We start from the raw sequence: 24,930 nt of genomic DNA on the forward strand, positions 1-24,930 counted from the left end.
GTTGGCGCTCATCATTTGCGCCGCGACGCTTAGCGCATGCGTCGACACGGAGGATTATCGCGACCGCCCCTGGCGCGAACACCACTGGCGGGATCGCGACCACCGACCCGACAGACCGTGGAGGCCGGACAGGCCGTGGCGCCCCGACAGGCCCGATCGTCCCGACAGACCGGATCGGCCTGATAGACCGGACCGACCATGGCGCCCCGATTGCGTCGGCGGACCGGCAGTTGATTGTGCACCCCGGCCGGATCGGCCCGATAGGCCCGATAGGCCGGACCGCCCAGGCCGTCCCGATTGCGTCAACGGACCAGCAATTGATTGTGCGCCCCGGCCGGACGTACAACCCGGCGGACCGGACTGCGCTGATGGTCCTGCGACGAGGCCGTCGCCTGACTGTATCGAGCCGCGCCGACGGCATCGGCAGTATCCCTGATCGGGCGGGGCATATGCGGCCTTTATAAATCAGGCCAAAACCTGCTCTCGAATTCCTATGCAGCCAGCGACTATGTAGTTCCGGGCCGCCGCCTGATTGGCGGCCGGAACGACGAACTGGCTTCAGACGAACATGAAATCACATTCAGTCTGGCTGACCTCCCGGGTTAGCCGCAGGATGCCGACGGAGTATTTCGTCCTGGCAAACCTCAGGGAACAGGGCGCGATCATCGGCCGGCTCGCTGGCCATCCGATCGCCGAGACGGTCGTCGATGCGAGTGGGCTGCAATACCATTTTGTCGGCGTTGCACCGCGCGACCGCAGCGGACGCTTTGACGTCGAGGCGCTGCGGACCGGCGAATGGATTGTCCAGCCTGGACTGGTCTATGCCGTTGACGGCAAAGCGACTTCCGTCCCGTCAAAGCCGCCACGGCGCGGACGTAGCCAGCACCGCGTTTGATTGCGCGACATCGGGGCTCCCGCTCAGGGCCAGCATCGCCTCCCGTATAGCTGTTTCGGTTTCCGGGCGAACAGCCGTCATCGGCAATCGGACGTCCGGGGTCAGCCCCAGCGCCAGACTCAAGGCATATTTGACCGGAACCGGATTGCTCTCCAGTTCGAGCGCCGCGATCAGCGGCCGCAAGCGGTGATGGATGGCGCGGGCGGTGTGGTGATCGCCTTGCTGGCACGCATCATGCATCTCGACGCACAGTCGCGGCGCGACGTTGGAGACCACGGAGATGGTTCCACGCCCGCCCATCGTGTTGAAGCCGAACGACGTTGCGTCGTGGCCAGACAGACAGATGAAACGGCGCCTCAGCACAGCGGGAAGCGAGGATAGCCGGCTCACATCGCCCGTAGCATCCTTGATGCCGACGATGGTTGGAATCTGCGCCAGGCGCTCGATCGTCTCCAGCGACAGGTCGACGCCGGTTCGTGCCGGCGCGTTGTACACGATGATCGGCAAGCTGATCTTGCGGGCGACCGCTTCGAAATGGCGAAAAATGCCTTCCTGGCTCGGCCTGTTATAGTAAGGCATCACGATCAGGGCGGCGTCGGCGCCGAAAGCTTCGGCGGCTGTCGAAAAGGCAATCGTCGTCTCGGTGCTGTTGGTGCCGGTGCCGGCGATGATCGGGACCCTGCCGCCGGCAATTTTCACGCAGAGCGCGATGATGTCGAGGCGCTCCTCCCACGACAAGGTCGGGGCTTCACCGGTGGTGCCGCACGGGACCAGCCCGTTGATCCCTTGTTCGATCTGCCAGCGCAAGAGCGTGGTCAGTTGCTTCAGATCGACCTCGCCGTCGGTGAACGGCGTTACCAGCGCGGTCATCGCACCGGTCAGGCGCAGTCGTGCTTGTTCTGACGTCATGGGATTCTCCTGGGTGATTTTTTGGATGCGCTGCCTGTTCGAGATGCGAGGAAAGCAGGGCCGACAGCAGCGCGGCAGCCAGATCAGTGTGATCCGCGTCGAATTTGTCGGGCCTGGCCGGCGCCTCCGCATGCGTGGCTTGAAGGCTGCAAAGCCAACGCTCGCCGATCCTGCTGATGGCGGACACCGAACGCTCCGGCTTCGACGCGGCGACGAGCAAGAGGACGGCGTCGAGCGTGGCGCCGGCCTCGACCAACTGGGCAAACCGGCGGCCATGTCGGGATGATCTGTCGAGCGACAGGCCGCGTGCGGCTTCCCACAGCTGGTGTTCGAGCAATCTGCCGACATGCAGGAGACGATCGAGCAATCCGGTCAGGTCGGCAGCGTTGGAATTGTCCATGGCAGATCGTTCCGATGAGGACGGAACCGGGCGCGATCAGTTGAACAGGGAAAGTCGGACGCTCGCCGGTGCGAAGCGTATCGCGCCGACCCTGTGACCGCTTTCCATCGTGGCGAAACGTACCGCGGAACTCCTGTCGGCGAAAACGCCGCCGGTCTGGCCTTCTTCGTCGCGCGCGATCCAGTGGCCTTCGCCATCGCGTCCGACGACGAAGCGGTGAAGGGTCTCTCCGTCAGGGGAAATATGAGAGGTTTGCATCGTCATCTCCTGCCTTGCTATCAGGAAAGCTGAGCAGCGATCGCGGCGGCGGCCAGCAAGGCGCCGACGACCAGCAGCCACCACGTGGCTGTAAATGGCGCGAGCAAGCCGACCGGCCGGCGGCGATTGCTGTTGGCCGCCAGCCGCGCCTGTTCGAGCTGCGACTTCGGCAACGGACGATGGGTGGGCAGATAGAGCCCGTCTGAGAGGAACATCGGAGACTTCCTTCTTTCTAACTGTCACCACGAGGTGATGACTGCCTGCAGCGGCTCAGGACCGGCTGCACCCAGAAAGATAAAAGCATCCGCATTTGTATTCGAGGCAGGCCAAAACTGAAAAATATAAAAAAGTCATATGTTTATCGCCTGGGCGTATGTGGGACCCAGGCCGGAATTCAGACCGCGAGGGCGCCGTTCACGCCACCGAGGCAGCAGCCGCCCGACCGGCGCTGCGGCCGGAAAAGATGCAGCCGCCGAGGAAGGTGCCTTCCAGCGCCGCATAGCCGTGCACGCCGCCGCCGCCGAAACCGGCGGCTTCGCCGACGGCATAGAGCCCCGCGACCGGCTGGCCGTCGGCACCCAGCACGCGGCTGTCGAGATCGGTCTGCAGGCCGCCCAATGTCTTGCGGGTCAGGATGTTGAGGCGCACCGCGATCAACGGGCCATTTGCCGGGTCAAGCATCTTGTGCGGCTTGGCCGTGCGGATCAGCCGGTCGCCGAGATAGGCGCGCGCACCGCGCAGGGCGGTGACCTGCATGTCCTTGGAGAACGGGTTGTCGAGCTGCCGGTCGCGGGCGCGAATTTCGCGCTCGACCTCAGCCAGCTCAAGCAACGGCTCACCGCCGGCCAGTGCGTTCATGCGCGCGACCAGGGTCGACAGGTCGGCCTCGACGATGAAATCCTCGCCCTTCTCCATGAACGCCTTGACCGGACCCGGAATGCCTGACGTGGCGCGGCCGAGCACCTGGCGCCAGCTCTTGCCCGTCAGATCGGGGTTCTGCTCGGAGCCCGACAGCGCGAACTCCTTCTGGATGATCTTTTTGGTCAGGATGAACCAGGAATAGTCGAAGCCGGTGCTTATGATGTGGCTGAGCGTGCCGAGCGTGTCGAAGCCGGGATAGAGCGGCACCGGCAGGCGCTTGCCGCGTGCATCGAGCCACAGCGATGACGGACCGGGCAGGATGCGGATGGCATGGTCGGTCCAGATCGGCGCCCAGTTCTTGATGCCTTCGACATAGTGCCACATGCGGTCGCGGTTGATGATCGAGCCGCCGGCCTGTTCCGTGATCGCCAGCATGCGGCCGTCGACATGGTCGGGAACACCGGTGATCATGCGCTTCGGCGCCGCGCCCAACCGCTGCGGCCAATTCTCCCGCACCAGTTGATGGTTGGCGCCGATGCCGCCGGAGGCGACGATCACCGCTTGCGCGTGAAGCTCGAAATCGCCTGATACTTCGCGCGCGCTCTTGTGGCCGCGCTCGACAGTGCTCGGCTGCAGGATATCGCCACGCACGCCGGTTACAACAGCGCCCGTCCGGGTCAATTCATTGACGCGGTGGCGGAATTTGAAGCTGATCAATCCACGCTTCTGAGCCTCGCGCACGCGCAGGACAAAAGGTTCGAGCACGCCGGGGCCGGTTCCCCAGGTGATGTGGAAGCGCGGCACCGAATTGCCGTGGCCGATAGCGTTGCCGCCGCCACGCTCGGCCCAGCCGACGACAGGAAAGAATTTCAGGCCGCGCTGCAGGAGCCATGAGCGTTTCTCACCGGCGGCGAAGCCGACATAGGCCTGCGCCCATTTGCGCGGCCAGAAATCCTCCGGCCGATCGAATGCGGCCGTTCCCATCCAGTCTTCGAGCGCCAGATCATGCGAATCGCGGATGCGCATGCGCCGCTGCTCGGGCGAATCGACAAGGAAAAGGCCGCCGAACGACCAGAACGCCTGGCCGCCAAGCGACTGCTCCGGCTCCTGGTCGACGATGATGATTTTCTTGCCCGCCTCGGCAAGCTCGGCGGCAGCAACCAGCCCGGCAAGGCCGGCGCCGACAATGATCACATCCGCATCGTCAGCCATTTTTCCTCCCAGAATTAGCCGGCTATCTTATTGTAAGGCTCAGACGGTCTCCCAGCCGTCCGTGCCACCGGCGCGGAAGATGGCGTCGATGACTTTCTGGTTGAGCACGGATTCCTCCAGCGTGAAAACACGCTCCTTGCCGCCCTGTGCCACACGCGCGAAGGTCTCGACCTCCAGCCGGTACTGCTGTGTTCCGGGGAAGCGGAACACTTGCGCCTCGGTGTGGTTCTGGTTGTGCAGTTCGACGCGGTGGTGGTCGTAGAGCCCTGCGTTGAAGGGCGAGAACACTTCGATGAAACCCTTCTCGCCGTGGAACACCATGACCTGGCGCGCCGCCATCTGCGTCGACAGGTAGAAGGACAGTTCGAAGTCGCCGAAATCGGCGCGGATCGAGGAGTAGATGTCGGTGCCGAATTTCTTGTCGCGCTCGATCGTCGCCTGGACGCGCAGCGGCTCCTTGCCGGTGGAAAAGCGCGTCGACACGGTCGGGTAGACGCCGATGTCGGGCAGCGCGCCGCCGCCGAGGTCGAGCTGGTTGCGCATGTTGTTGGGATCGACATTGTAATAGGAGAAGGCGCCCTGCACATGGCGCAGCCGGCCGATGGCACCACTGGCGATGAGATCGCGCACCTTGATCCATTGCGGGTGGTAGATGACCATGAAGGCTTCGCAGACCAGCACCTTTTTGGCATCGCGCAGCTTGATCAGCGGGAGAATGTCCTTGGCGTCGAGCGCCAGCGGCTTTTCGACCAGCACATGCTTGCCGGCTTCGATGGCCTTGGCCGCCCATTCGACATGCTGCGAAGTCGGCAGCGGGATGTAGACGCCGTCGACCTCGTTGGAGGCAAGCAGTTCCTCATAGGAGCCGAAGGCATGGCGTGCACCGAAGCGCTCGGCAAGCGCCTTGGCCTTCGACAGGTCGCGGCTGGCGATCGCCGACAGCACGCCGTTCTCCGCCTCGACCATCGCCGGCAACAAATGCTCGCGGCCGATCTTGGCCGTCGACAACACACCCCATCGGAACATCAGGCTTCTCCATCGCGATTACAGGCGATGAGGTTTGCCCGAAAACAGGAGAAAAGCCAATGACAAGGTCAGCCGCGTTTGCCCATCAGCGTCATGTCGAAGTCGACGATGTTCGAATAGATCGGCGTGCCGACATCCATGCCGTAGCGTGACCTGAGCACCTTGCCGGTGACATGGAATTTTATCGTGCCGGCCTTGAGACCGCCAAGCTCGGCCGTGAATTTTTCAGGGAACGTCTTGCCGCGCGCCGTCAGCCGGCCGGTGACAAGGGCCGTGGTGTCGCTGGTTCGGGTCACGCTGGTCGAGCGGAACTGGATTTCCGGGCTGTTGGCAGCATCGAACACCGCGTCGGAGCGCAGGAAGGCATCGATGCGGCCCTGGCCGGTGCCGACGCTTTCGGGAAAGATGGTGAAATTAACCTGCGAGCGCCCGACATCGCTGTTGTCGATACGGATCGAGCCCTTGAAGCGGGCGAACGCGCCATTGAGGCCGCCGCCGCCGACCTTGCCGATGGAAAAGCGGATGCTGGAGCTGGCCGGGCTGATCGAATAGCTGCCGGCGGCGTCACCAAGCGCGACGGCCGCTGAGACAGGCATGGCAAGGCAAGCGGCGACCGCCGCAAATCCGAGGATGCGCGTGTACATGGGGGTGTTCCTTGTTGGAGGCAGCGCATTTCCTGCGCCCTCACCCCCCACGAACGAATGAACTGCCCGCTCTATTCCTGATCTGACGAAGGCGTGATCATGCGCGTGAGCACGCTATCCCTGAGCTGGAAATGATGCCGCAGTGCCGCCGCGACATGGAGAGCAACCAGGGCGATGCCGGCATAGGCGAGATACCAATGCGCCGCCGCCCAGAAGCTTTCGGCGCCATCCGATTCGGCCAGCGGCAGGTTCGGCATGATGAACAGATCGAACGGCAGGCTGGGGATCTCCAGCATCGACACCGACACCAGCGCCCAGCCGGACAGCGGCAAGGCAAGCTGGAACGCGTAGAGCGCAAAATGGGCCAGTGGTGCGGCCCGACGCTCCAGGGTTTCGACCGAGCGCGGCAGCGGCGGCCATACATTGCCGAGGCGCCAGGCGATGCGCAGCACCACCAGCCCGAGCAGCAGAAAACCGAAGGATTTGTGCAGCTGGATCAGCTCGAAGGCGGTGCGCTGGCTGGTCAGCCGTACCATGACTAAGCCGAGCGCGAACTGGCCGATGAAGATCAGCGCAATCAGCCAGTGGAGGAGGATCGCGCCCCAGCCGTAGCGGGTCGTGCTGTTGGTGATCGATGTTTGCATCGTTGGTGAACGAGCGGGATGCCGGTTTTCTTCCACAAGAGGGAGGGCGAGCCCACTCTACCCGCTCACCTTGAAGAAATCGACGAAGGCCCTGAGCGCCGGCCGCATCTGGCGGCGGCTGGGGTAGTAGACGAAGAACCCGTCGAAGGACGGGCACCAGTCTTCCAGCACGCGGATCAGCCTGCCGTCGGCCAGTGGTGCGCGGACATAGTCCTCGAAGACGAAGGCGAGCCCGGCGCCGTCGGCCGCTGCTTGCGCGATCAGATGGTCCTCGTCGAGGATCAGGGGCCCTTGCGCGGAGATTTCGATTTCCTCGCCGCCCTTCGCGAATTCCCAGCGGTAGAGGATGCCACTGGAGAAGCGAAAGCGGATGCAGCGATGGTCGGCAAGGTCGCGCGGGTGGCGCGGCTTGGGGTTGGCCTCGAAATAGACCGGCGCGCCGACCACCGCGCCACGAATGTCCGGCCCTATCCGCACCGCGATCATGTCGCGCTGCAGGCTCTCGCCTAGCCTGACGCCAGCATCGAAGCCGCCTTCCACCACGTCGGTGAAGCGGTCCTCGATGACGATCTCCAGCACGATGTCGGGATAGGCCCTGGCAAAAGCGCCTAGCCGTGGCGTCAGCACCAGATGCGCCGCCGTGCGTGGGACGCTGAGCCGCAGATTCCCGGCAGGCCGGTCGCGCGCCTCGACCGCCGTCTCCAGCGCCAGGTCGATTTCCGACAGCGCCGGCCGCAGCCGCTCCAGCAATTGCGCGCCTTCTTCGGTGGGCGCGACGCTGCGTGTGCTGCGCGACAGGAGGCGAACGCCAAGCCGCGCCTCGAGGCTGGACACCGCATGGCTGACCGCCGATGGCGCGATGGCGAGTTCCCTGGCGGCGCCGCGAAAGCTGCCGCATTGGGCGACAGTCGCCAGCACGGCCAGCTGGGAAAGATGGGCTCGATTCATTGATCTACTTTTTAGAACAGACTGTGCAGATGAGAGATGATTATCGAACACAGTGCAAGGCGCTATTTCCTTTGCATCGCAATAAGGAGACGCGTGATGCAAACCCGCAAGCTAGGAACTGAATTGAACGTCTACCCGGTCGGCCTCGGCTGCATGGGCATGAGCTTCGCCTATGGCGGCCAAGCGGAAGCCGACGCGATCGCCACGCTGCACCGCGCCGTCGATATCGGCGTCAACTTCTTCGACACTGCGGAAGTCTATGGCCCTTACGAGAACGAGATCCTGCTCGGCAAGGCGCTGAAGTCCATTCGCGACAAGGTGACGATCGCGACAAAATTCGGCTTCAGGATTCTGGAGGAAGGTACGGGCCTCGACCGCATGGCTGGCGTCGACAGCCGCCCCGAGCACGTCAAGGCGGTGGCCGAGGCCTCGCTGAAGCGGCTGGGCACCGACGTCATCGACCTCTACTACCAGCACCGCGTCGACCCCAACGTGCCGATCGAGGATACGGTCGGCGCCATGGCCGAGCTGGTTCGCGAGGGCAAGGTGCGCGCGCTTGGCCTGTCGGAGGCGAGTGCCGCGACCATCCGCCGGGCGCATGCCGTGCATCCGATATCGGCCGTGCAGAGCGAGTATTCGCTGTGGAGCCGCGACCCGGAAGACGAGGTGTTCGCCGTCTGCCGCGAGCTCGGCATCGGCTTTGTTCCCTACAGCCCGCTCGGCCGTGGACTGCTGACCGGCACGATCGCCAAGCCTGAGGCCTTGAGCGACGATGACTGGCGCCGCAGCCTGCCGCGCTTCCAGGCCGACGCCATGGCGGCCAATGCCGCTGTCATCGCCACGCTGGAGAAGATGGCGGCTGAAAAGGGCGTGACCCCGGCGCAGCTGGCGCTGGCCTGGGTGCTGCACCAGGGCGATTTCATCGTGCCGATCCCCGGCGCGCGAAAGATCCGCCATCTGGAGCAGAACACGGCAGCTGCCGCGATCGAGCTGAGCGCCGCCGAGGTGCAGGCGATTGGCGATGCGCTGTCGCCGAACAAGGTTATGGGCAAGCGCTACACGGAAGAGCTGCTGGCGCTGGTGAACGGGTGAAAACTGGTGAGTAATCGGAAGGGGCGCTTCGGCGCCCCTTTTTCATGCGCGGCGCGGTGCAGAAGGTGGGAGACGTTGGCGTGAAGCGCCGACATTTCCTACCAAGGCGCGACAATGATCTCCGGCCAATACTCCTGGGCGCGTCTGCCCTTCACCTCATGTGTCCGCCGATTGTCCGTCACCCGGTTGGGCGTGATGCGAAACGAGAAGATGTCGTCGAGCCCGAACGGCGCCACCAGCTCCAGCTGCCCGTCAGCGTCGTATCGGACCCCGACCGCATGGGTCTTCGAAGCAAAATAGCTGAGCGATTCGCTGGCGCTCGAATAGCGCGGGCACGGCTGTCCGAACTTCTGCAGATACCAGAGATGCACCCGCGCCTGGTTGCGCACCTCGACCGGCAGCGGCAGTCCTTCGAAATGCGCCGCCGCCCGGCGGATCACCGCGTCCTCCGCCTCGTAGGACCGGTCGCTGTCATCGAAGTAGAAGAGATCAACATCCTTGATGCCGTAGCCCGACGGCTTGCCGGTCAGGTGGTTCCAAACGCTGTTGTAGAGCGCGCCGGAAACGATCAGCCAGTCGGGCAGGTCGAATTCGCGAGCTCGCGCCAACGCGTCGCGGACCAGCGGATCCGCCGACACGATGGCGAGGAACGCCACGCGCTGTTCTTCAAAAGGAAGGCCGGAATAACGCAGATGGTCCATCGCCCTTTGGAGGACGATTCGCCATCTGCTCGCAAGTTTATTAGCCCCTCAGCACACCACCGGTCTGCTTGCCGACATTCTCGACGATGCGCTTGGCCAGCGCCTCGAAATCCTCGTCGGTCAGCGTCTTTTCAACCGGCTGGATCGACACTTCGATGGCGATCGATTTTTTGCCCTCGCCCAGCGAAGCGCCTTCGAAGATGTCGAAGACCGAGACAGCGGTGATCAGCTTCTTGTCGGCGGCAAGGGCCGCGCGGACCAGCGTGCCGGCCTCGACCGATTTGTCGACGACGAAGGCGAAATCGCGCTTGACCGCCTGGAAAGCGGAGAGATCGAGCCTGGGCTTGGTCTTCGTCGGCTTGGCCTTCGGCTCCGGCACGGCATCGACGAAGACTTCGAAGCCGCACAGCGGCCCGGAAACATCGAGACCCTCAAGCGTCTTCGGATGGAATTCGCCGAAGGTGCCGAGCACGGTTTTCGGGCCGAGCTTGATCGTGCCCGAACGGCCGGGATGATACCAGGCCGGACCGCCGGCCTCGATCTGCAGCCGCTCGACCGGTGCACCACAGGCTTCCAATGCGGCGATCGCATCGGCCTTGGCGTCGAACACACCGACCGGGCCTGAATTGCCGGCCCAGTTGCGGCCGGAGCCGTCGAGCTTGGCGGTGCCGCGGCGCACACCGGCGGCCACGCGCCGCTGCTGGTCGGCGCCATCGCCTTCGTATGTGCCCGACACTTCGAACAGCGCCACGTCGCCAATACCCTTGTCGGCATTGCGCTGGGCAGCGGCGATCAGCCCCGGCAGCAGCGACGGCCGCATGTCGGACATGTCGGCGGCGATCGGATTGGCGAGCTTCAGCGCCGTCTGGCCACCGCCGAACAGTTCAGCGTGCTTGGCCGGAATGAACGACCAGGTGACGGCCTCCATCATGCCGCGCACGGCAAGCGCGCGCTTGGCGGTGCGGGTACGGACCTGCAGCGTGGTGAGTATCTTTGCGTTGACCGCGTCATGCGCGCCAAGCGGCTGCGGGGCGATGTTGTCGACGCCGTGGATGCGCATGACCTCCTCGACCAGGTCGGCCTTGCCGTCGACATCGGGGCGCCAGGACGGCACGGCGACCTTGACGACATCGCCCGACCCCTCGGGCTTGAAGCCAAGGCGCGACAGGATGTCGAGGCTTTCCGCCTTCGGCACCTCGATGCCGGTCAGCCGTTTCACTTCCGACAGCGGGAAGGAGACGATCTTGGGCGTATGGCCGGCATAGCCGACGACTTCGGTCTCGGTCGGCGTGCCGCCGCAGAAATCGAGCACCAGCTTGGTCGCCAGCTCGACGCCGGGCACCATGAATTCAGGGTCCACGCCGCGCTCGAAGCGGTAGCGTGCGTCGGTGATGATGCCGAGCGTGCGGCCGGTGCGGGCGGTGGTGATCGGGTCCCAAAGGGCTGATTCGATCAGCACATCGGTCGTGTTCTCGTCGCAGCCCGAATGCTCGCCGCCCATGATGCCGGCGATCGACTCGACGCCATTGTCGTCAGCGATGACGCACATCTCCGGCGTCAGCGTGTATTCGCGGCCATCGAGCGCCTGTACCTTTTCGCCATCGCGCGCGCGGCGCACGGTCAGATTGCCGGCAACCTTGCTAGCGTCGAACACATGCAGCGGACGGCCGCGGTCGAAGGTGACGTAATTGGTGATGTCGACCAGCGCGCTGATTGGCCTGAGACCAATGGCGATCAGCCGCTGCTGCAGCCATTTCGGCGACGGGCCGTTCTTGACGCCCTTGACCAGCCGCAGCGCGAAGCCGGGGCAGAGTTCCGGCGCCACGATCGTCACCTTGACCGGGCACATGCCGCTGCCGGCATGCGGCATGATGGCACCGCCGACGAGGCGGCCAAGCCCGCTCGCCGCCAGATCCCTGGCGATGCCGTAGACGCTGGTGGCATCCGGCCGGTTCGGCGTCAGGTTGATCTCGATGACCGGATCGTCGAGGTGGGCGTAAGCAGCGAAGCTGGTGCCAACAGGCGCATCCTCAGGCAGGTCGATGATACCGTTGTGTTCGTCGGACAGCTCCAGCTCGCGCTCGGAACACATCATGCCGTGGCTTTCGACGCCCCTGATCTTGCCGACCGTCAGCGTCACGTCGATGCCGGGCACATAAGTGCCGGGCGCGGCAAAGGCGCCGATCAGGCCGGCGCGGGCGTTGGGTGCACCGCACACCACCTGCACGGGCGCCTTGCCGTCGCCTGTATCGACGGTGAGCACGCGCAGGCGGTCGGCATCGGGGTGCTGAACCGCGGTCAGCACCCTGGCGATGACGAAGGGTTTCAGGCTCGACTTGTCGTCGACATGCTCGACTTCGAGGCCGATCGAGGTCAGCCGCTCGACGATCTCGTTGAGCGAGGCGTCGGTCTCGAGGTGGTCCTTGAGCCAGGAGAGGGTGAATTTCATGGGACTGTTCCGTCTGGTCTTTTGACGCTTGTTTTCAGATGTCTCGGCAGGTCGTCGGACATATGCAGGAAGGGGAGCTGCTCGCTGACATAGGCATGCAGCGTCGGCTCAAAATCGGCCGGCCTGTCCATGGCGCCGAGCATGAAGTAGATGTCGTCCTCCAGCCGCTCGTCGACATAGGCGATGGGTGAGCCGCAGATACCGCAAAACGAGCGCGTCACCGGGCCGTTCTCGTACATCTTCAGCGCCTTGCCGGTGAACGCGACCTGATCGACCAGGAAGCCGACAAAGGCCGAGACCGGCGCGCCGCTGGCCCGCCGGCAATCGCCGCAATGGCAATAGCTGACATGGTGCGGTTCAGCCAAGGCCTCGAACCGCACGGCGCCGCAGCGGCAGCCGCCGGTGTGCGGCGCTATCATGCGCTTAGGCCCCCGAACAGCGTCGGCATGTCGAGCGGCCTGAAACCGTAATGCGACAGCCAGCGCACGTCGGCGTCGAAGAAGGCGCGCAGGTCCGGCATGCCATATTTCAGCATGGCGATGCGATCGATGCCCATGCCCCAGGCAAAGCCCTGATATTCGTCCGGATCGAGCCCGCCATGGCGCAGCACATTGGGGTGCACCATGCCGCAGCCGAGGATCTCCATCCAGTCGGAGCCTTCGCCGAAGCGCACTTCGCCGGGCCGCGAGCGGTCGCACTGGATGTCGACCTCGAGGCTCGGTTCGGTGAACGGGAAGAAGGACGGCCGGAAGCGCATCTTCACCTGCGGCACCTCGAAGAAGGCCTTGCAGAACTCCTCCAGCACCCACTTCATGTTGGCAACGTTGGCCGTCTTGTCGATCACCAGCCCCTCGACCTGATGGAACATCGGCGAGTGGGTGGCGTCCGAATCCTGCCGGTAGGTCTTGCCAGGAATGACGATGCGGATCGGCGGCTTCTTCGTCTCCATGGTGCGGATCTGCACCGGCGAGGTGTGCGTGCGCAAAAGCTTGCGCTCGCCCTTCTCGTCCGGCTGGAAGAAGAAGGTGTCGTGCATTTCGCGCGCCGGATGGCCTTCGGGGAAATTCAGCGCGGTGAAATTGTAGTAGTCGGTCTCGATATCCGGCCCTTCGGCGATGGAGAAGCCGAGATCGCCGAAGATCGCCGCGATCTCATCGATGACCTGGCTGATCGGATGGATGCGGCCGCGCTCGGCCGGCGACTGCCGCACCGGCAGCGTCACGTCGACCTTTTCGGCGGCGAGGCGCGCGGTGATCGCCACATCCTTCAACTCGGCCTTGCGGGCCGTCAGCGCGTCGGTGACACGGTTCTTGAGGCCGTTGATAACAGGACCCTTGACCTGCCGCTCCTCGGCGGTCATGGCGCCAAGTGTTTTCAGCATCTCGGACACGGTGCCCTTCTTGCCGAAGGCAGCGATGCGCACGGCCTCTATGGCCGGCTCATCGGCGGCCGATGCGATGTCGGCCAGAAGTGAATCTTCCAGGGCTTCAAGATTTCCAGCAGTGGCGTTCACGGCGAAGCTCTCTCGATCGGGCGACCACCATCACCGGGCGTGTCACCATTTTGGTTACATCAGGCAAAAGAAAACCCGCGCCAGCCGTGCCAGCGCGGGTTCCCCAAATCAGAATTGCGAATGCTTGGGAAGCGCTGGTCTTAGGCGACAGCGCTTTCAAAAGCGTTCGGCGTGGTGTTCTTCAGATATTCGAGCGCCACCTTGGCCTTGGCGACCAGGGCTGCGAAAGCCTGCGGCTCGTGGATGGCCATGTCCGACAGGATCTTGCGATCGATCTCGATGCCCGACTTGTTGAGGCCGTCGATGAAGCGGCCATAGGTCAGGCCATGCTCGTGCGTCGCGGCGTTGATGCGCTGGATCCACAGCGCGCGGAACGAGCGCTTGCGGTTCTTGCGGTCGCGATACGCGTACTGCATCGACTTTTCCACCGCCTGCTTGGCGATGCGGATGGTGTTCTTGCGGCGGCCGTAGAAGCCTTTGGCGGCTTTCAGGACCTTCTTGTGCTTGGCGTGCGAGGTGACGCCTCTTTTTACGCGTGCCATGTCATGATCTCCTTAAAACGTGTCCGAACCGAATGCCTTAGAGGCCGTTCGGCAGAAAATTCTTGATGACCTTCTTGCCATCCGGTTCAGCCAGAACCATCGTGCCGCGGGCATTTCGAATGAACTTGTTGGAACGCTTGATCATGCCGTGACGCTTGCCGGCCGCAGCCGACAGGACTTTACCCGTACCTGTGATCTTGAACCGCTTTTTGGCGGCCGACTTGGTCTTCATCTTGGGCATTTTGCTACTCCGTATCGTTGGCGCACTATCGCGCTTCTTGTTCGCTTCGGGCCGACCAAAGCCCGAAAAGCAAATGAAACCGCCACGGCATGCCCTGCCGGGCGGTTTTCTTGAACGGCGGTCCTATACGTCAAAGACGGCGGCTGCGCAACACCTCAGCTCGTGCGACGCTCTGTCCCCAGTCAGGGGAGCGTGAACCAGACCGGCAACATGCCCGACTGCTGGGCGCCGTCGATCAGTTCGAAGGCCGGCAGCGCGACCAGGAACACCAGGCCGTCGAGCAGCGTGGTCAACAGCAGGCGCGGCTTGAAGCTGCCCGTATCGCCCTCCTGGTAGAGCGACAATTTCGGGAAGAAGCGCGGCACCCGCGCCAGATAGGCCGCATACGGCGCGCCGAGTGCTTCCTTAAGGAATTTCTCCTCGCGCAGGATGACGATGTGGAAAGCGCCGGCGCACAAAAGCCCGAAGAGAATGATGCCGGTGAACGAGCCGATCTGCGCGCCAACGCCGGCTGCGGCTACGGTCGAGAACACATAGAGTGGGTTGCGGGTGATCGAGTAAGGCCCGCCGGTCACCACCTCGGAAGATTTGCGCCCACCTATGTAGAGCGTCGCCCAAAGGCGCCCGACGATGCCTAGAAAAATCAGCAGCACGCCAAATATTTCGATCGACTCATGCACTGGTGTGTCGGGCGGAAACGTCGATTGGCCAAATAGCAACGCTGCGAACAGGACGGCCACGAGCCCGGTAAGCACCATCCTGCGCGTATGCTGGTAGTTACCCAGCCCGTATTTGAGTTCTTTGTCCAAGGTGGAATCCGATCGTCGAGGAGTTTGGCCGGCGATCGCAGCTTCGGCCAAGAAAACAGGCGTCCCGCCGATCGCCGGGACGCCTTGGGATGTGATTCAGGCGGATTTAAGCGCGATAATCAGGCCTGACGTCTTCGTGATCCAAGGTGTGTTGATATTCAGCACCTTAGCGCGGCGACAGCACCATCATCATCTGGCGGCCTTCGAGCTTCGGTTCCGCCTCGACCTTGGCGATCGTCGCCACTTCCTCGCGGACCTTGTTCAGAAGCTGCATGCCGAGTTCCATATGCGCCATCTCGCGGCCACGGAACCGCAACGTCAGCTTGACCTTGTCGCCTTCCTCGAAGAAGCGGCGAACCGCCTTCATCTTGGTCTCGTAGTCATGGCTGTCGATGTTCGGGCGCATCTTGATCTCCTTGATCTCGATGACCTTCTGGTTCTTGCGCGCCTCGGCCGCCTTCTTCTGGTTGGCGTATTTCAGCTTGCCGAGATCGAGAATCTTGACGACGGGGGGCACCGCATTGGGCGATATCTCGACGAGATCCAGCCCAGCCTCTTCGGCGAGCAGCAATGCGTCGTTGATGGAAACATCGCCGCGGTTCTGGCCTTCGGCGTCGATAAGCTGGACCCGGGGAACCCGGATGTCACGGTTGGAGCGCGGGCCATCCTTGGTCGGCGCCGCTGCTTTGAAAGGTCTGCGAATGGTCGTGGTCTCCTTGGCCGTTTCGTTCAGGGTTTGTCAGTGTTGATGCGTGGACGCGCCAATGTGGTGAGCGCGCGGGCGGAGTCAATAGCACAGCATTGACAGAAAATCACCCTGATCGCTGCCCTGCACCAAACAAAGAACACCGCGAGCACTTTTCGCCACGCCACAGGCTGTGTCACAAGACCGGCTTGAGGAAAAAGCCATGAACGCCACGCCCCCAATCTTTCTGGATGTCGACGGACCACGCATCGCGGTGCGCCATAATGCTGGCTCCGCGCCCGGCATCGTCTGGCTCGGCGGCTACAAATCGGACATGCTGGGCACGAAGGCGCAGGTGCTGTCGGACTGGGCGGCAAGAGAAGGCCGCGCCTTCCTGCGCCATGATTATTCCGGCCATGGTGAATCCGGCGGCGCCTTTGCTGACGGCACGATTTCGACATGGCTTGCGCAGAGCCTTGCCGTGTTCCGGCATTTCACCAAGGGCAAGCAAATCCTGGTCGGCTCCTCGATGGGCGCCTGGATCGCGCTGCGTATGGTGCAGGAATTGCGCAAGGCAGGCGATAGCAAGGTCGCTGGCCTGGTGTTGCTGGCGCCGGCGCCGGATTTTACCGCCGAACTGATCGAACCGGTGCTGACGCAGGCGCAGAAGCGCGACCTCACGGAGAAAGGCTTCTTCGAAGAGCCGTCGGATTATTCCGCCGAGCCTTACATCTACACGCGCGCGCTGATCGAGGACGGACGCAACAACCTGGTGATGACAGGCCCGATCGACACGCATTGCCCGGTGCACATCCTGCAGGGACTGGCCGATGCGGACGTACCGGCAAGCCACGCGCTGAAGTTGGTCAGCCTGCTGCCGGCCGACGACGTGACCTTGTCGCTGATCCCTGACGGCGACCACCGCCTGTCGCGGCCGCAGGATCTCGACATGCTGGTGCGGGCCGTCGACGCGATGGCGCAGAGGGGAAACTGATGCGCCTTTCCATTCCGATACACGCGTTCGTCGCCGCCATCGTCGGCTTTGGCGGCACGCTGGCCATCGTCATCGCCGCCGCCAAGGCAGTCGGCGCGACGCAGATCGAGACGGCAAGCTGGGTTACGACCATCTGCCTGGCCATGGCGATCGAGAGCCTGTGGCTGTCCTGGCGCACGAAAATGCCCGTCATCACCGCATGGTCGACGCCGGGCCTGGCGCTGATCGCGGCCTCGAGCGGCTTTTCGATGGGCGAGGCCGTCGCAGCCTTCATCGTCACCGGCATCCTTCTGATCGCCACCGGCCTGTTCCGGCCGCTGACGCAGTTGATCTCGAGGATACCGCCCTCGGTCGCCTCCGGCATGCTGGCCGGCATCGTCGTCACCTTCGCGCTCAATGCGGTGAAGACCATTCCTGTCGACCCGTGGCTGATCCTGCCGCTGATTGCGGCCTTCTTCGTCATCCGGCTGTTCAATCCGGGCCTGTCGGTGCTAGCGGTGCTGATCGGCGGTGGCCTCGCCGCGTTCCTCACCGGCCGTGTCGGCGGCCTGCCGACACCGGAACTGTCAACGCTGACGCTGATTGCGCCTGATTTCACCGCCAAGGCGATGATCGGCCTGGCACTACCGCTCTATCTCGTCACCATGGCCTCGCAGAACCTGTCCGGCCTGGCCGTGCTGCGCGCCGCCGGCTACCATCCGGAGCCAGGCCCGCTAATCGGCGTCACCGGCCTGTTTTCGCTGCTGTCGGCGCCATTCGGCGGCTCGACCACCAATCTGGCGGCGATCTCGGCGGCGATCTGCACCGGGCCGGACGTCCACCCCGACCCTGCCGAGCGCTGGAAGACCGGACCGTTCTATGCGCTTGCCTATCTCGTCTTCGCGATTTTCGGCGCTTCGCTGGTGGCGATCTTCGCCGTGCTGCCGCAGAGCCTGATCATGCTGGTGGCGGGTCTGGCGCTGATGGCGTCGCTTGCCAACGCGCTGTCGATCGCGCTGAAGGACGAGGGCGATCGCATGGCCGCCACCGTCACCTTCGTCGTCACCGCGTCCGGGCTGACGCTGTTCGGCGTTGGTGCCGCATTCTGGGGCCTGATTGCCGGGCTGGTCGTGCTTTTCCTCGAAGCGCTCAAAAAGCGATAATCATTTCAGTTGCTTGTCCGGTTTTGGCGGACATTGTCTTGAATCGCCGTTTTCTCCTTCCCATTTCGATTCCACGCAGCCGGGTTTGGCTGTCTCCAACCGAAGGAATGGGAGAAAATGAACACATCTGCATTGATCCGTCCGGCCTGGACGCCGGCGACCATCGCGCTGATGGTTGTGGGTTTCATGGTGTTCTGGCCACTCGGCTTCGCCATGCTTGCCTACATCATCTGGGGCGACCGCCTCGACGGCTTCAAGCGTGACGTCAACCGCGCGACCGACGGCATCTTCGCCGGCTGCCGCCGCGGTTCCGACAAGGCCGCACGCTGGGGCAATGGCTCCGCCCGCACCGGCAACGTCGCTTTCGACGACTGGCGCGAAAAGGAACTTGAGCGCCTGAACGAAGAGCGCCGCAAGCTCGACGAGATGCTGACCCAGTTCGACGAGTATGCCCGCGAATTGCGCCGCGCCAAGGACCAGGACGAGTTCGACCGCTTTATGGCCAACCGCAACAAGTCGACGGCGCCGACGAAGACCGATCCGAGCACCGGAACGACGACCACCAAGCGTGGCAAGGGCTCGAACCTGCTTGACGACTGAGGCCAAGCGACAGGCCACATCGTGAAAGAACGGCGTCGCGCGAGCGGCGCCGTTTCTTTTTTGTTCTATTCGTTTTCCTCGAATCACGTATCGTTGCGCCATGTCATTCGGCTTCTTCCGCAACCTGACAAAGCCCAAGCCCGCGCCTGTCGAGGAGCGCGAGCACGTCGTTGCCGGCCGCTCGCTGCCGCTCAAGATCGTCGAGAACGACCGTGCAAGGCGGCTGACCCTGCGCATCGATTCAGGTGGCCGGGGCCTGCGCATCACTGTGCCGCCCGGCCTGCGCCGGGGCGAGGTGGAAAAGTTCCTCGACCGCCATCAGGACTGGCTGGAGCAGCGGCTGGCCAAGGTACCGGCGCGGCCGCAGGTGCGGCCGGGTATCAAGATTCCGGTGCGCGGCGTGGCGCACCGCATCGTCCATGAGCCTTCGAAACGCGGCACGGTGACCGTGTCGCGCGACGAGCGCGGTCCGCTGCTGATCGTGCATGGCGACCGCATCCATCTGCCGCGCCGCATCGCCGATTTCCTCAAGCGCGAGGCCAAGCGCGAGATCGAGAAGCTGGTGGTCAAGCACACCGAGGCGCTGGGCAAGCGCGCCAAGGCGATCCGCTTCAAGGACACGTCAAGCCGCTGGGGATCCTGCACCTCCGACGGCAATCTGTCGTTTTCCTGGCGCATCATGATGGCGCCGTCGCCGGTCATCAATTACCTCGTCGCGCATGAAGTGGCGCATCTGAAGGAGATGAACCACGGTCCGAAATTCTGGAAACTGTGCGAGCAGCTCTGCCCGGACACCGAGCGCTGCAAGGCATGGCTGAAGCGCAATGGCGGCGCGCTGCAGGCGATCGCGTTCGAGTAGTTCCCTCAATCATCATTCGCCGCGTTGAGTTCGTCCGGTCGCAACCCCTCATCACCATGATGCGGCCAGGGCAAAAAATTGCTGTCGAAGGCATCGCTGCCGAAATAGTCGAGCGCCCGATGTGCCTCGGCGCCGTTGAAGGCGGCCTTGTCCATCAGGTGCGCAATGACCTCGCGCGCCTGCGTGATCTTCTGCCTGAGTTCGGCAACGGTTCTGTCGGCCATGATCGTGCTCCCGCCTTGCATCCTGTCCCATCCATAGGTAGCGCCTTTGGCCGTGCCGGCAAACAGCATGCTTTTTCTCGACTCTTTTCGCTTTTCATGCCAATTCCCGCGCCATGGCACTCGACATCAAGATTTGTGGCTTGAAGACTGACGGGGCAATGGCCGCGGCGCTGGCCGGCGGCGCCAGCCATGTCGGGTTTATTTTCTTCGCGAAAAGCCCACGCTATGTCGAACCTGCCGAGGCTGGCCGTCTGCGCGAGGCGGCGCGCGGCAAGGCTTTGGCGGTTGCCGTAACCGTCGATGCCAGCGACGCCTTCCTGGATGAGATCGTTGCCAAGATGCAGCCCGACATGCTGCAGCTGCACGGCTCTGAAACGTCGGAGCGGGTGGCCGAGGTCAAGGCCCGCTACGGCTTGCCGGTGATGAAGGCGCTGCCGCTCAGCGAGGCTGCCGATCTCGAGCGGATAAAGCCATTCATCGGCATAGCAGACCGGTTCCTGTTCGACGCCAAGCCGCCGAAAGGCTCCGAACTGCCGGGCGGCAATGGTGTTGCCTTCGACTGGCGCATTCTCGCCGGCCTTGACGGCGGCGTCGATTACATGCTTTCCGGTGGGCTCAACGCCGCCAATATCGGCGATGCCCTTCGGCTTGCCAACCCGCCTGGAATCGACATTTCCTCAGGCGTGGAAAGCGCGCCGGGCGTCAAGGGTCCGGCGCTGATCGAACAGTTTTTCCGGGCCGTCAGGGCAGCGCGGGACAACCGCGCCGCCTGATCATGCCTTAACGACAAGCCAGGAGATCGGCGATGAACAAGCCGGCGACACCCAATTCCTTCCGCACCGGACCCGACGAACAGGGCATGTTCGGCATTTTTGGCGGTCGTTTCGTTGCCGAAACGCTGATGCCGCTGATCCTCGACTTGGAGCGGCACTGGAATGAGGTCAAGAACGATGCGGACTTCAGGGCAGAACTGACTGACCTGTCGACCCATTATGCCGGACGGCCGTCGAAGCTTTACTTCGCCGAGGGGCTGACCAAACATCTCGGTGGTGCAAAAGTCTATTTCAAGCGCGAGGATCTGAACCACACCGGTTCGCACAAGATCAACAACTGCCTCGGCCAGATCCTGCTGGCCAAGCGCATGGGCAAGAAGCGCATCATCGCCGAAACCGGTGCCGGCCAGCACGGCGTGGCCTCGGCCACGGTCGCGGCCCGCTTCGGCTTTCCCTGCGTCGTCTATATGGGCGCCACCGACGTTGCCCGGCAAAGCCCCAACGTCTTCCGCATGAAGCTGCTCGGCGCCGAAGTGCGGCCGGTGACCGCCGGTCACGGCACGCTGAAGGACGCCATGAACGAGGCGTTGCGCGACTGGGTGACCAATGTCGAGGACACTTATTATTTGATCGGCACCGCCGCTGGCCCGCATCCCTATCCAGAGCTGGTGCGGGACTTCCAGTCGGTGATCGGCATCGAGGCGCGGGCGCAGATCCTCGAGCAGGAAGGCCGGCTGCCGGACACGATCATTGCCGCTGTCGGCGGCGGTTCGAACGCCATCGGCCTGTTCCATCCCTTCCTCGACGACAAGGAGGTTCGCATCATCGGCATCGAAGCCGGTGGCCGCGGCCTCGACGGCATCGAGCATTGCGCCTCGATGAACGCCGGAAGACCCGGCGTGCTGCACGGCAACCGCACTTATCTCCTGCAGAATGCCGACGGCCAGATCATGGACGGGCATTCGATCTCAGCCGGCCTCGACTATCCCGGGGTCGGGCCGGAACATTCCTGGCTGCGCGATTCAGGCCGCGTCGAATATGTGCCGATCCTCGATGACGAGGCGCTGGAGGCTTTCAAGCTGACGACGCGCGTCGAAGGCATCATCCCGGCGCTGGAATCGGCCCATGCCATCGCGCATGCGGTGAAGATCGTGCCAGCCATGGACAAGGACCAGATCGTCATCGTCAACCTGTCCGGCCGTGGCGACAAGGACGTGCACACGGTGGCCTCGATGCTGGGCATGGAGATCTGATCATGGTGACCCGCATCGATCGCCGCATGGCGAAGCTGAAGACCGAAGGCCGCCCGGCGCTTGTCACCTATTTCATGGGCGGCGACCCGGACTACGACACCTCGCTGTCGATCATGAAGGCACTGCCCGGCGCAGGCTCCGACATCATCGAGCTCGGCATGCCGTTCTCCGATCCGATGGCCGACGGCCCGGCGATCCAGGCGGCGGGCTTGCGGGCGCTGAAAGGTGGACAAACGCTGGTCAAGACGCTGAAGATGGCGTCCGAATTCCGGACCGGCGACAATGAGACACCGATCGTGCTGATGGGCTACTACAATCCGATCTACATCTATGGTGTCGACCGCTTCCTCAAGGACGCGATTGCCAGCGGCATCGACGGGCTGATCGTTGTCGACCTGCCGCCGGAGATGGACGAGGAACTGTGCATTCCGGCGCTGAAAGCCGGCATCAATTTCATCCGGCTGGCGACGCCGACCACCGACGACAAGCGCCTGCCCAAGGTGCTGCAGAACACATCGGGCTTCGTCTACTACGTGTCGATGACCGGCATCACCGGCTCAGCACTTGCCGACACCGACAAGGTGGCGGCGGCGGTCAAGCGCATCAAGGGCCATACCGACCTGCCGGTCTGCGTTGGCTTCGGCGTCAAGACCGCCGAGCAGGCACGGGTCATCGGCGCCAATGCCGACGGCGTCGTCGTCGGCACCGCCATCGTCAATGCGGTGGCCAATGTGCTGGGGCCGAAGGGCGAAAAGACCGCCGACCCGGCCGAAGCCGTCGCCACGCTGGTCAGCGGCCTTGCGCAAGGTGTGCGCTCGGCTCGCCTTGCTGCTGCCGAATAGTTCTCCTACCTCAGCTTTTGCGCATGTCGTTATCCCAAAACCGGTTTCCACTTTTGGGCGACATGCACTAACTCTTCGTCAGGACAGGAGCCGAAGCGATGAACTGGATCACCAATTACGTTCGCCCGAAGATCAATTCGATGCTCGGCCGGCGCACCGACATGCCCGAGAACCTCTGGATCAAGGATCCGGAGACCGGCGAGATGGTGTTCCACAAGGATCTGGAATCCAACCAGTTCGTCATTCCGTCCTCCGGCCATCACATGAAGATCTCGGCTAAGGAGCGGCTGAAATTTTTCTTCGACGACGGCAAATACGAGACTCTGGACAACCCTAAGGTCATGCAGGATCCGCTGAAATTCCGCGACGAGAAGCGCTATGTCGACCGGCTGAAGGACGCCAAGGCCAAGACCGGCCTCGAAGACGCGATCATCAATGCGCTGGGGACCGTCGAGGGCCTGCCGGTTGTGGTCACGGTGCAGGATTTCGCCTTCATGGGCGGCTCGCTCGGCATGGCTGCCGGCGACGCTATAGTGCACGGCTTTGAAGCGGCCCTGCAGCGCAAGCGGCCGCTGATCCTGTTTGCCGCCTCCGGCGGTGCCCGCATGCAGGAAGGTATTTTGTCCCTCATGCAATTGCCGAGGACCACGGTTGGCGTCGACCGGCTGAAGGAAGCCGGCCTTCCCTACATCGTCGTTTTGACCAACCCGACGACCGGCGGCGTCACCGCTTCCTACGCCATGTTGGGCGACGTGCACATTGCGGAGCCCGGCGCGCTGATCGGCTTTGCCGGACCACGCGTCATCGAACAGACCATCCGCGAGAAACTGCCCGACGGCTTCCAGCGCTCCGAATATCTGATGGAGCACGGCATGGTCGACATGGTGGTGTCGCGGCTGGAACTGCGCGAAACCATTTCGCGGCTGCTCAAGATGCTGCTCAAGATGCCGGAGGAGCAAAAGCCGCTGGAGCCGGAAATCCTGCCGCCGGCAACGATTCCGGCTGAGACGCGTCCGCAGGCCTGACGCGACATTCTTAGCCGCGAACCGCGATTGCGCGCGATCCGTCGCGCGCTTAGGATTCTCACATGACAACACTTGCCGCCGACCGCGAAATCGAAGCCCTGATGGCGCTTCACCCGAAGGGCTTCGACCTTTCGCTCGACCGCATTTCGCGGCTCCTGGAGCGGCTTGATAATCCGCAGGACCGGTTGCCGCCGGTCATCCACATCGCCGGCACCAACGGCAAGGGTTCGTGCGCTGCCTTTTCGCGCGCCCTACTCGAGGCCGCGGACTACCGCGTCCATGTCCATACCTCGCCGCATCTGGTCAACTGGCACGAGCGCTACCGGCTGGCCGCCGATGGCGGCGGCAAGCTGGTCGAGGACAGGGTTTTCGCCGACGCGATCGCGCGCGTCGCCAGGGCCAATGAAGGCGAGACGATCACCGTCTTCGAGATCCTCACCGCCGTCACCTTCCTCTTGTTTTCCGAACATCAGGCCGACGCAGCGATCATCGAGGTCGGGCTCGGCGGCCGCTTCGACGCGACCAATGTGGTCAAGGAGCCGGCCGTGTCGGTGATCATGCCGGTGTCGCTCGATCACGAGGCCTATCTTGGCGACCGCGTCGAACTGATCGCCGCTGAAAAGGCCGGCATCATCAAGCGCGGCTGCCCGGTGGTCATCGGCGCCCAGGAAAGCGAGACGGCGCTGCAGGTGCTGATCGAAACCGCCGAGCGGCTTGAGTGCCCCACTTTCGTCTACGGCCAGGATTTCCTCGCCTTCGAGGAAAATGGCCGCATGGTCTATCAGGACGAAGACGGCTTGATGGACCTGCCGCCGCCCCGGCTGCCCGGACGCCACCAGTTCGCCAATGCGGCGGCGGCGATCGCCGCGGTCAAGGCGGCCGGTTTCGAGATCAGCCATCGCGCCGCCGAAAAGGCGATGATCAATGTCGCCTGGCCCGGCCGCATGCAGAAACTGGCGCAGGGCCGGCTGGCCGAACTGGCGCCGAAGGGCGCCGACATCTGGCTCGACGGCGGCCACAATCCGGGCGCCGGCGTGGTGATTGCCGAGGCGCTGGCCGAGCAGGAAGAAAAGAACCCGCGTCCGCTCTTCCTCATCTCAGGCATGATCAACACCAAGGACCAGAGCGGCTATTTCCGTGCCTTCAAAGGCCTCGCCCGCCATGTCTACACAGTGCCGGTGAGCCTCAGTGAGGCCGGCGTGCCGAACGACGAACTGGCGGTCCGGGCGACGGAAGCGGGACTGACGGCCGAGCCGGTGAGTTCCGTCGCCAGTGCGTTGATGCTGCTGCGCGACACCTGGGACGGCCCGGCGCCGCGCATCCTGATCGGTGGTTCATTGTACCTGGCCGGCGCGGTGCTGGCCGAGAACGGCACGCCGCCGACCTGAG

29 protein-coding genes are annotated in these 24,930 nt (G+C 63.6%); 12 read left to right on the forward strand and 17 right to left on the reverse strand.

Going from position 1 to position 24,930, the window contains the following annotated elements; genetic code table 11:
- Positions 1 to 568: 568 nt before the first annotated feature.
- A complete protein-coding gene (locus C8D77_RS19925; protein ID WP_109667707.1) occupies positions 569 to 895 on the forward strand; it encodes a hypothetical protein in 327 nt (108 codons plus the stop codon).
- On the opposite strand, the gene dapA is transcribed toward C8D77_RS19925, so the two are convergent.
- Positions 854 to 1,804 (reverse strand): 4-hydroxy-tetrahydrodipicolinate synthase, encoded by a 951-nt coding sequence (dapA, locus tag C8D77_RS19930; RefSeq protein WP_109666900.1) that lies wholly within the window; start codon positions 1,802 to 1,804, stop codon positions 854 to 856. The two genes, C8D77_RS19925 and dapA, sit on opposite strands and share 42 nt — an antisense overlap.
- Positions 1,805 to 1,829: 25 nt before the next feature.
- Between dapA and C8D77_RS19935 the strand changes: the two genes are divergently transcribed.
- Positions 1,830 to 2,090 (forward strand): hypothetical protein, encoded by a 261-nt coding sequence (locus C8D77_RS19935; RefSeq protein ID WP_109666902.1) that lies wholly within the window; start codon positions 1,830 to 1,832, stop codon positions 2,088 to 2,090.
- Between the two features lie 150 nt (positions 2,091 to 2,240).
- Here C8D77_RS19935 and C8D77_RS19940 read toward each other — a convergent pair whose 3' ends face one another.
- From C8D77_RS19940 to C8D77_RS19970, 7 genes are all read right to left on the reverse strand, one after another.
- The gene (locus tag C8D77_RS19940; protein ID WP_245462964.1) at positions 2,241 to 2,462 is read right to left on the reverse strand and encodes a hypothetical protein; all 222 of its coding nucleotides are present in this window, start codon (positions 2,460 to 2,462) and stop codon (positions 2,241 to 2,243) included.
- A gap of 20 nt (positions 2,463 to 2,482) precedes the next feature.
- Positions 2,483 to 2,677, reverse strand: coding sequence for a hypothetical protein (locus tag C8D77_RS19945; RefSeq protein WP_109666906.1), 195 nt, complete (start codon positions 2,675 to 2,677; stop codon positions 2,483 to 2,485).
- 199 nt (positions 2,678 to 2,876) lie between these two features.
- Positions 2,877 to 4,535 carry an FAD-binding dehydrogenase gene (locus tag C8D77_RS19950; protein WP_109666909.1) on the reverse strand — a complete coding sequence of 553 codons (1,659 nt, stop codon included), beginning with the start codon at positions 4,533 to 4,535 and terminating at the stop codon, positions 2,877 to 2,879.
- 39 nt (positions 4,536 to 4,574) lie between these two features.
- Positions 4,575 to 5,561: a Gfo/Idh/MocA family protein gene (locus C8D77_RS19955; RefSeq protein ID WP_109666911.1), complete on the reverse strand. Its 987-nt coding sequence runs from the start codon at positions 5,559 to 5,561 to the stop codon at positions 4,575 to 4,577.
- A gap of 68 nt (positions 5,562 to 5,629) precedes the next feature.
- On the reverse strand, positions 5,630 to 6,205 hold the full coding sequence (locus tag C8D77_RS19960) for a YceI family protein (protein ID WP_109666913.1): 576 nt from the start codon (positions 6,203 to 6,205) through the stop codon (positions 5,630 to 5,632).
- Positions 6,206 to 6,276: 71 nt separating this feature from the next.
- Positions 6,277 to 6,849: a cytochrome b gene (locus C8D77_RS19965; protein WP_109666915.1), complete on the reverse strand. Its 573-nt coding sequence runs from the start codon at positions 6,847 to 6,849 to the stop codon at positions 6,277 to 6,279.
- A gap of 57 nt (positions 6,850 to 6,906) precedes the next feature.
- Entirely contained in the window at positions 6,907 to 7,797 is an 891-nt protein-coding gene (locus C8D77_RS19970; protein ID WP_109666918.1) for a LysR family transcriptional regulator, read from the reverse strand.
- A 96-nt stretch (positions 7,798 to 7,893) separates the two neighbouring features.
- On the opposite strand from C8D77_RS19970, the gene C8D77_RS19975 reads away from it, so the two are divergent.
- Positions 7,894 to 8,889: an aldo/keto reductase gene (locus C8D77_RS19975; RefSeq protein WP_109666920.1), complete on the forward strand. Its 996-nt coding sequence runs from the start codon at positions 7,894 to 7,896 to the stop codon at positions 8,887 to 8,889.
- Between the two features lie 98 nt (positions 8,890 to 8,987).
- Here the strand turns inward: C8D77_RS19975 and C8D77_RS19980 are convergent, their stop codons facing one another.
- The 8 genes from C8D77_RS19980 to infC form a co-directional block, all read right to left on the reverse strand.
- Entirely contained in the window at positions 8,988 to 9,590 is a 603-nt protein-coding gene (locus C8D77_RS19980; protein ID WP_109666922.1) for a nucleotidyltransferase family protein, read from the reverse strand.
- Between the two features lie 40 nt (positions 9,591 to 9,630).
- Positions 9,631 to 12,039 (reverse strand): phenylalanine--tRNA ligase subunit beta, encoded by a 2,409-nt coding sequence (gene pheT, locus C8D77_RS19985; RefSeq protein WP_109666925.1) that lies wholly within the window; start codon positions 12,037 to 12,039, stop codon positions 9,631 to 9,633.
- A complete protein-coding gene (locus C8D77_RS19990; RefSeq protein ID WP_109666927.1) occupies positions 12,036 to 12,458 on the reverse strand; it encodes a GFA family protein in 423 nt (140 codons plus the stop codon). Before C8D77_RS19990 ends, pheT begins: the two co-directional genes overlap by 4 nt.
- The gene (gene pheS, locus C8D77_RS19995) at positions 12,455 to 13,552 is read right to left on the reverse strand and encodes a phenylalanine--tRNA ligase subunit alpha (RefSeq protein ID WP_109666929.1); all 1,098 of its coding nucleotides are present in this window, start codon (positions 13,550 to 13,552) and stop codon (positions 12,455 to 12,457) included. Before pheS ends, C8D77_RS19990 begins: the two co-directional genes overlap by 4 nt.
- 140 nt (positions 13,553 to 13,692) lie before the next feature.
- Positions 13,693 to 14,094 carry a 50S ribosomal protein L20 gene (rplT, locus tag C8D77_RS20000; protein ID WP_023672281.1) on the reverse strand — a complete coding sequence of 134 codons (402 nt, stop codon included), beginning with the start codon at positions 14,092 to 14,094 and terminating at the stop codon, positions 13,693 to 13,695.
- Positions 14,095 to 14,131: 37 nt separating this feature from the next.
- Positions 14,132 to 14,335, reverse strand: coding sequence for a 50S ribosomal protein L35 (rpmI, locus tag C8D77_RS20005; protein WP_006201248.1), 204 nt, complete (start codon positions 14,333 to 14,335; stop codon positions 14,132 to 14,134).
- Positions 14,336 to 14,517: 182 nt separating this feature from the next.
- Complete coding sequence (locus C8D77_RS20010) at positions 14,518 to 15,144, reverse strand: methyltransferase family protein (RefSeq protein ID WP_109666931.1); 627 nt, start codon at positions 15,142 to 15,144, stop codon at positions 14,518 to 14,520.
- A gap of 166 nt (positions 15,145 to 15,310) precedes the next feature.
- Positions 15,311 to 15,847, reverse strand: a complete 537-nt coding sequence (gene infC, locus C8D77_RS20015; protein ID WP_013528312.1) for a translation initiation factor IF-3 — start codon at positions 15,845 to 15,847, stop codon at positions 15,311 to 15,313.
- A 205-nt stretch (positions 15,848 to 16,052) separates the two neighbouring features.
- Here infC and C8D77_RS20020 point away from each other — a divergent pair, with 205 nt between their 5' ends.
- The 4 genes from C8D77_RS20020 (at position 16,053) to C8D77_RS20035 (ending at position 19,424) form a co-directional block, all read left to right on the forward strand.
- Complete coding sequence (locus tag C8D77_RS20020) at positions 16,053 to 16,823, forward strand: alpha/beta hydrolase (RefSeq protein ID WP_109666933.1); 771 nt, start codon at positions 16,053 to 16,055, stop codon at positions 16,821 to 16,823.
- Positions 16,823 to 17,965, forward strand: a complete 1,143-nt coding sequence (locus C8D77_RS20025) for a benzoate/H(+) symporter BenE family transporter (RefSeq protein WP_109666935.1) — start codon at positions 16,823 to 16,825, stop codon at positions 17,963 to 17,965. The genes C8D77_RS20020 and C8D77_RS20025 overlap by 1 nt, the downstream gene beginning before the upstream one ends.
- Before the next feature lie 117 nt (positions 17,966 to 18,082).
- Entirely contained in the window at positions 18,083 to 18,565 is a 483-nt protein-coding gene (locus C8D77_RS20030) for a DUF2852 domain-containing protein (RefSeq protein ID WP_063169787.1), read from the forward strand.
- Between the two features lie 100 nt (positions 18,566 to 18,665).
- Positions 18,666 to 19,424 carry a M48 family metallopeptidase gene (locus C8D77_RS20035; protein WP_109666937.1) on the forward strand — a complete coding sequence of 253 codons (759 nt, stop codon included), beginning with the start codon at positions 18,666 to 18,668 and terminating at the stop codon, positions 19,422 to 19,424.
- Positions 19,425 to 19,429: 5 nt separating this feature from the next.
- Here the strand turns inward: C8D77_RS20035 and C8D77_RS20040 are convergent, their stop codons facing one another.
- The gene (locus tag C8D77_RS20040; RefSeq protein WP_109667710.1) at positions 19,430 to 19,648 is read right to left on the reverse strand and encodes a hypothetical protein; all 219 of its coding nucleotides are present in this window, start codon (positions 19,646 to 19,648) and stop codon (positions 19,430 to 19,432) included.
- A 113-nt stretch (positions 19,649 to 19,761) separates the two neighbouring features.
- Here C8D77_RS20040 and C8D77_RS20045 point away from each other — a divergent pair, with 113 nt between their 5' ends.
- From C8D77_RS20045 to C8D77_RS20065, 5 genes are all read left to right on the forward strand, one after another.
- Entirely contained in the window at positions 19,762 to 20,421 is a 660-nt protein-coding gene (locus tag C8D77_RS20045; RefSeq protein ID WP_109666939.1) for a phosphoribosylanthranilate isomerase, read from the forward strand.
- Between the two features lie 32 nt (positions 20,422 to 20,453).
- Positions 20,454 to 21,674 carry a tryptophan synthase subunit beta gene (trpB, locus tag C8D77_RS20050; protein ID WP_109666941.1) on the forward strand — a complete coding sequence of 407 codons (1,221 nt, stop codon included), beginning with the start codon at positions 20,454 to 20,456 and terminating at the stop codon, positions 21,672 to 21,674.
- A 2-nt stretch (positions 21,675 to 21,676) separates the two neighbouring features.
- On the forward strand, positions 21,677 to 22,516 hold the full coding sequence (gene trpA, locus C8D77_RS20055; protein WP_109666943.1) for a tryptophan synthase subunit alpha: 840 nt from the start codon (positions 21,677 to 21,679) through the stop codon (positions 22,514 to 22,516).
- A 98-nt stretch (positions 22,517 to 22,614) separates the two neighbouring features.
- Entirely contained in the window at positions 22,615 to 23,541 is a 927-nt protein-coding gene (gene accD / locus C8D77_RS20060; protein WP_109666945.1) for an acetyl-CoA carboxylase, carboxyltransferase subunit beta, read from the forward strand.
- 62 nt (positions 23,542 to 23,603) lie between these two features.
- A complete protein-coding gene (locus C8D77_RS20065; RefSeq protein WP_109666947.1) occupies positions 23,604 to 24,929 on the forward strand; it encodes a bifunctional folylpolyglutamate synthase/dihydrofolate synthase in 1,326 nt (441 codons plus the stop codon).
- The last annotated feature ends 1 nt before the right edge of the window (position 24,930 follow it).

Source organism: Mesorhizobium loti (assembly GCF_003148495.1).
GTDB lineage: Bacteria > Pseudomonadota > Alphaproteobacteria > Rhizobiales > Rhizobiaceae > Mesorhizobium > Mesorhizobium loti.

Bases quoted from the DNA above. Each gene is read 5' to 3' on its own strand.
- C8D77_RS19925 (WP_109667707.1), top strand. From the start codon at position 569: ATGAAATCACATTCAGTCTGGCTGACCTCCCGGGTTAGCCGCAGGATG.
- dapA (WP_109666900.1), bottom strand. From the start codon at position 1,804: ATGACGTCAGAACAAGCACGACTGCGCCTGACCGGTGCGATGACCGCG.
- C8D77_RS19935 (WP_109666902.1), top strand. From the start codon at position 1,830: ATGCGCTGCCTGTTCGAGATGCGAGGAAAGCAGGGCCGACAGCAGCGC.
- C8D77_RS19940 (WP_245462964.1), bottom strand. From the start codon at position 2,462: ATGCAAACCTCTCATATTTCCCCTGACGGAGAGACCCTTCACCGCTTC.
- C8D77_RS19945 (WP_109666906.1), bottom strand. From the start codon at position 2,677: ATGTTCCTCTCAGACGGGCTCTATCTGCCCACCCATCGTCCGTTGCCG.
- C8D77_RS19950 (WP_109666909.1), bottom strand. From the start codon at position 4,535: ATGGCTGACGATGCGGATGTGATCATTGTCGGCGCCGGCCTTGCCGGG.
- C8D77_RS19955 (WP_109666911.1), bottom strand. From the start codon at position 5,561: ATGTTCCGATGGGGTGTGTTGTCGACGGCCAAGATCGGCCGCGAGCAT.
- C8D77_RS19960 (WP_109666913.1), bottom strand. From the start codon at position 6,205: ATGTACACGCGCATCCTCGGATTTGCGGCGGTCGCCGCTTGCCTTGCC.
- C8D77_RS19965 (WP_109666915.1), bottom strand. From the start codon at position 6,849: ATGCAAACATCGATCACCAACAGCACGACCCGCTACGGCTGGGGCGCG.
- C8D77_RS19970 (WP_109666918.1), bottom strand. From the start codon at position 7,797: ATGAATCGAGCCCATCTTTCCCAGCTGGCCGTGCTGGCGACTGTCGCC.
- C8D77_RS19975 (WP_109666920.1), top strand. From the start codon at position 7,894: ATGCAAACCCGCAAGCTAGGAACTGAATTGAACGTCTACCCGGTCGGC.
- C8D77_RS19980 (WP_109666922.1), bottom strand. From the start codon at position 9,590: ATGGACCATCTGCGTTATTCCGGCCTTCCTTTTGAAGAACAGCGCGTG.
- pheT (WP_109666925.1), bottom strand. From the start codon at position 12,039: ATGAAATTCACCCTCTCCTGGCTCAAGGACCACCTCGAGACCGACGCC.
- C8D77_RS19990 (WP_109666927.1), bottom strand. From the start codon at position 12,458: ATGATAGCGCCGCACACCGGCGGCTGCCGCTGCGGCGCCGTGCGGTTC.
- rplT (WP_023672281.1), bottom strand. From the start codon at position 14,094: ATGGCACGCGTAAAAAGAGGCGTCACCTCGCACGCCAAGCACAAGAAG.
- rpmI (WP_006201248.1), bottom strand. From the start codon at position 14,335: ATGCCCAAGATGAAGACCAAGTCGGCCGCCAAAAAGCGGTTCAAGATC.
- C8D77_RS20020 (WP_109666933.1), top strand. From the start codon at position 16,053: ATGAACGCCACGCCCCCAATCTTTCTGGATGTCGACGGACCACGCATC.
- C8D77_RS20025 (WP_109666935.1), top strand. From the start codon at position 16,823: ATGCGCCTTTCCATTCCGATACACGCGTTCGTCGCCGCCATCGTCGGC.
- C8D77_RS20030 (WP_063169787.1), top strand. From the start codon at position 18,083: ATGAACACATCTGCATTGATCCGTCCGGCCTGGACGCCGGCGACCATC.
- C8D77_RS20035 (WP_109666937.1), top strand. From the start codon at position 18,666: ATGTCATTCGGCTTCTTCCGCAACCTGACAAAGCCCAAGCCCGCGCCT.
- C8D77_RS20040 (WP_109667710.1), bottom strand. From the start codon at position 19,648: ATGGCCGACAGAACCGTTGCCGAACTCAGGCAGAAGATCACGCAGGCG.
- C8D77_RS20045 (WP_109666939.1), top strand. From the start codon at position 19,762: ATGGCACTCGACATCAAGATTTGTGGCTTGAAGACTGACGGGGCAATG.
- trpB (WP_109666941.1), top strand. From the start codon at position 20,454: ATGAACAAGCCGGCGACACCCAATTCCTTCCGCACCGGACCCGACGAA.
- trpA (WP_109666943.1), top strand. From the start codon at position 21,677: ATGGTGACCCGCATCGATCGCCGCATGGCGAAGCTGAAGACCGAAGGC.
- accD (WP_109666945.1), top strand. From the start codon at position 22,615: ATGAACTGGATCACCAATTACGTTCGCCCGAAGATCAATTCGATGCTC.
- C8D77_RS20065 (WP_109666947.1), top strand. From the start codon at position 23,604: ATGACAACACTTGCCGCCGACCGCGAAATCGAAGCCCTGATGGCGCTT.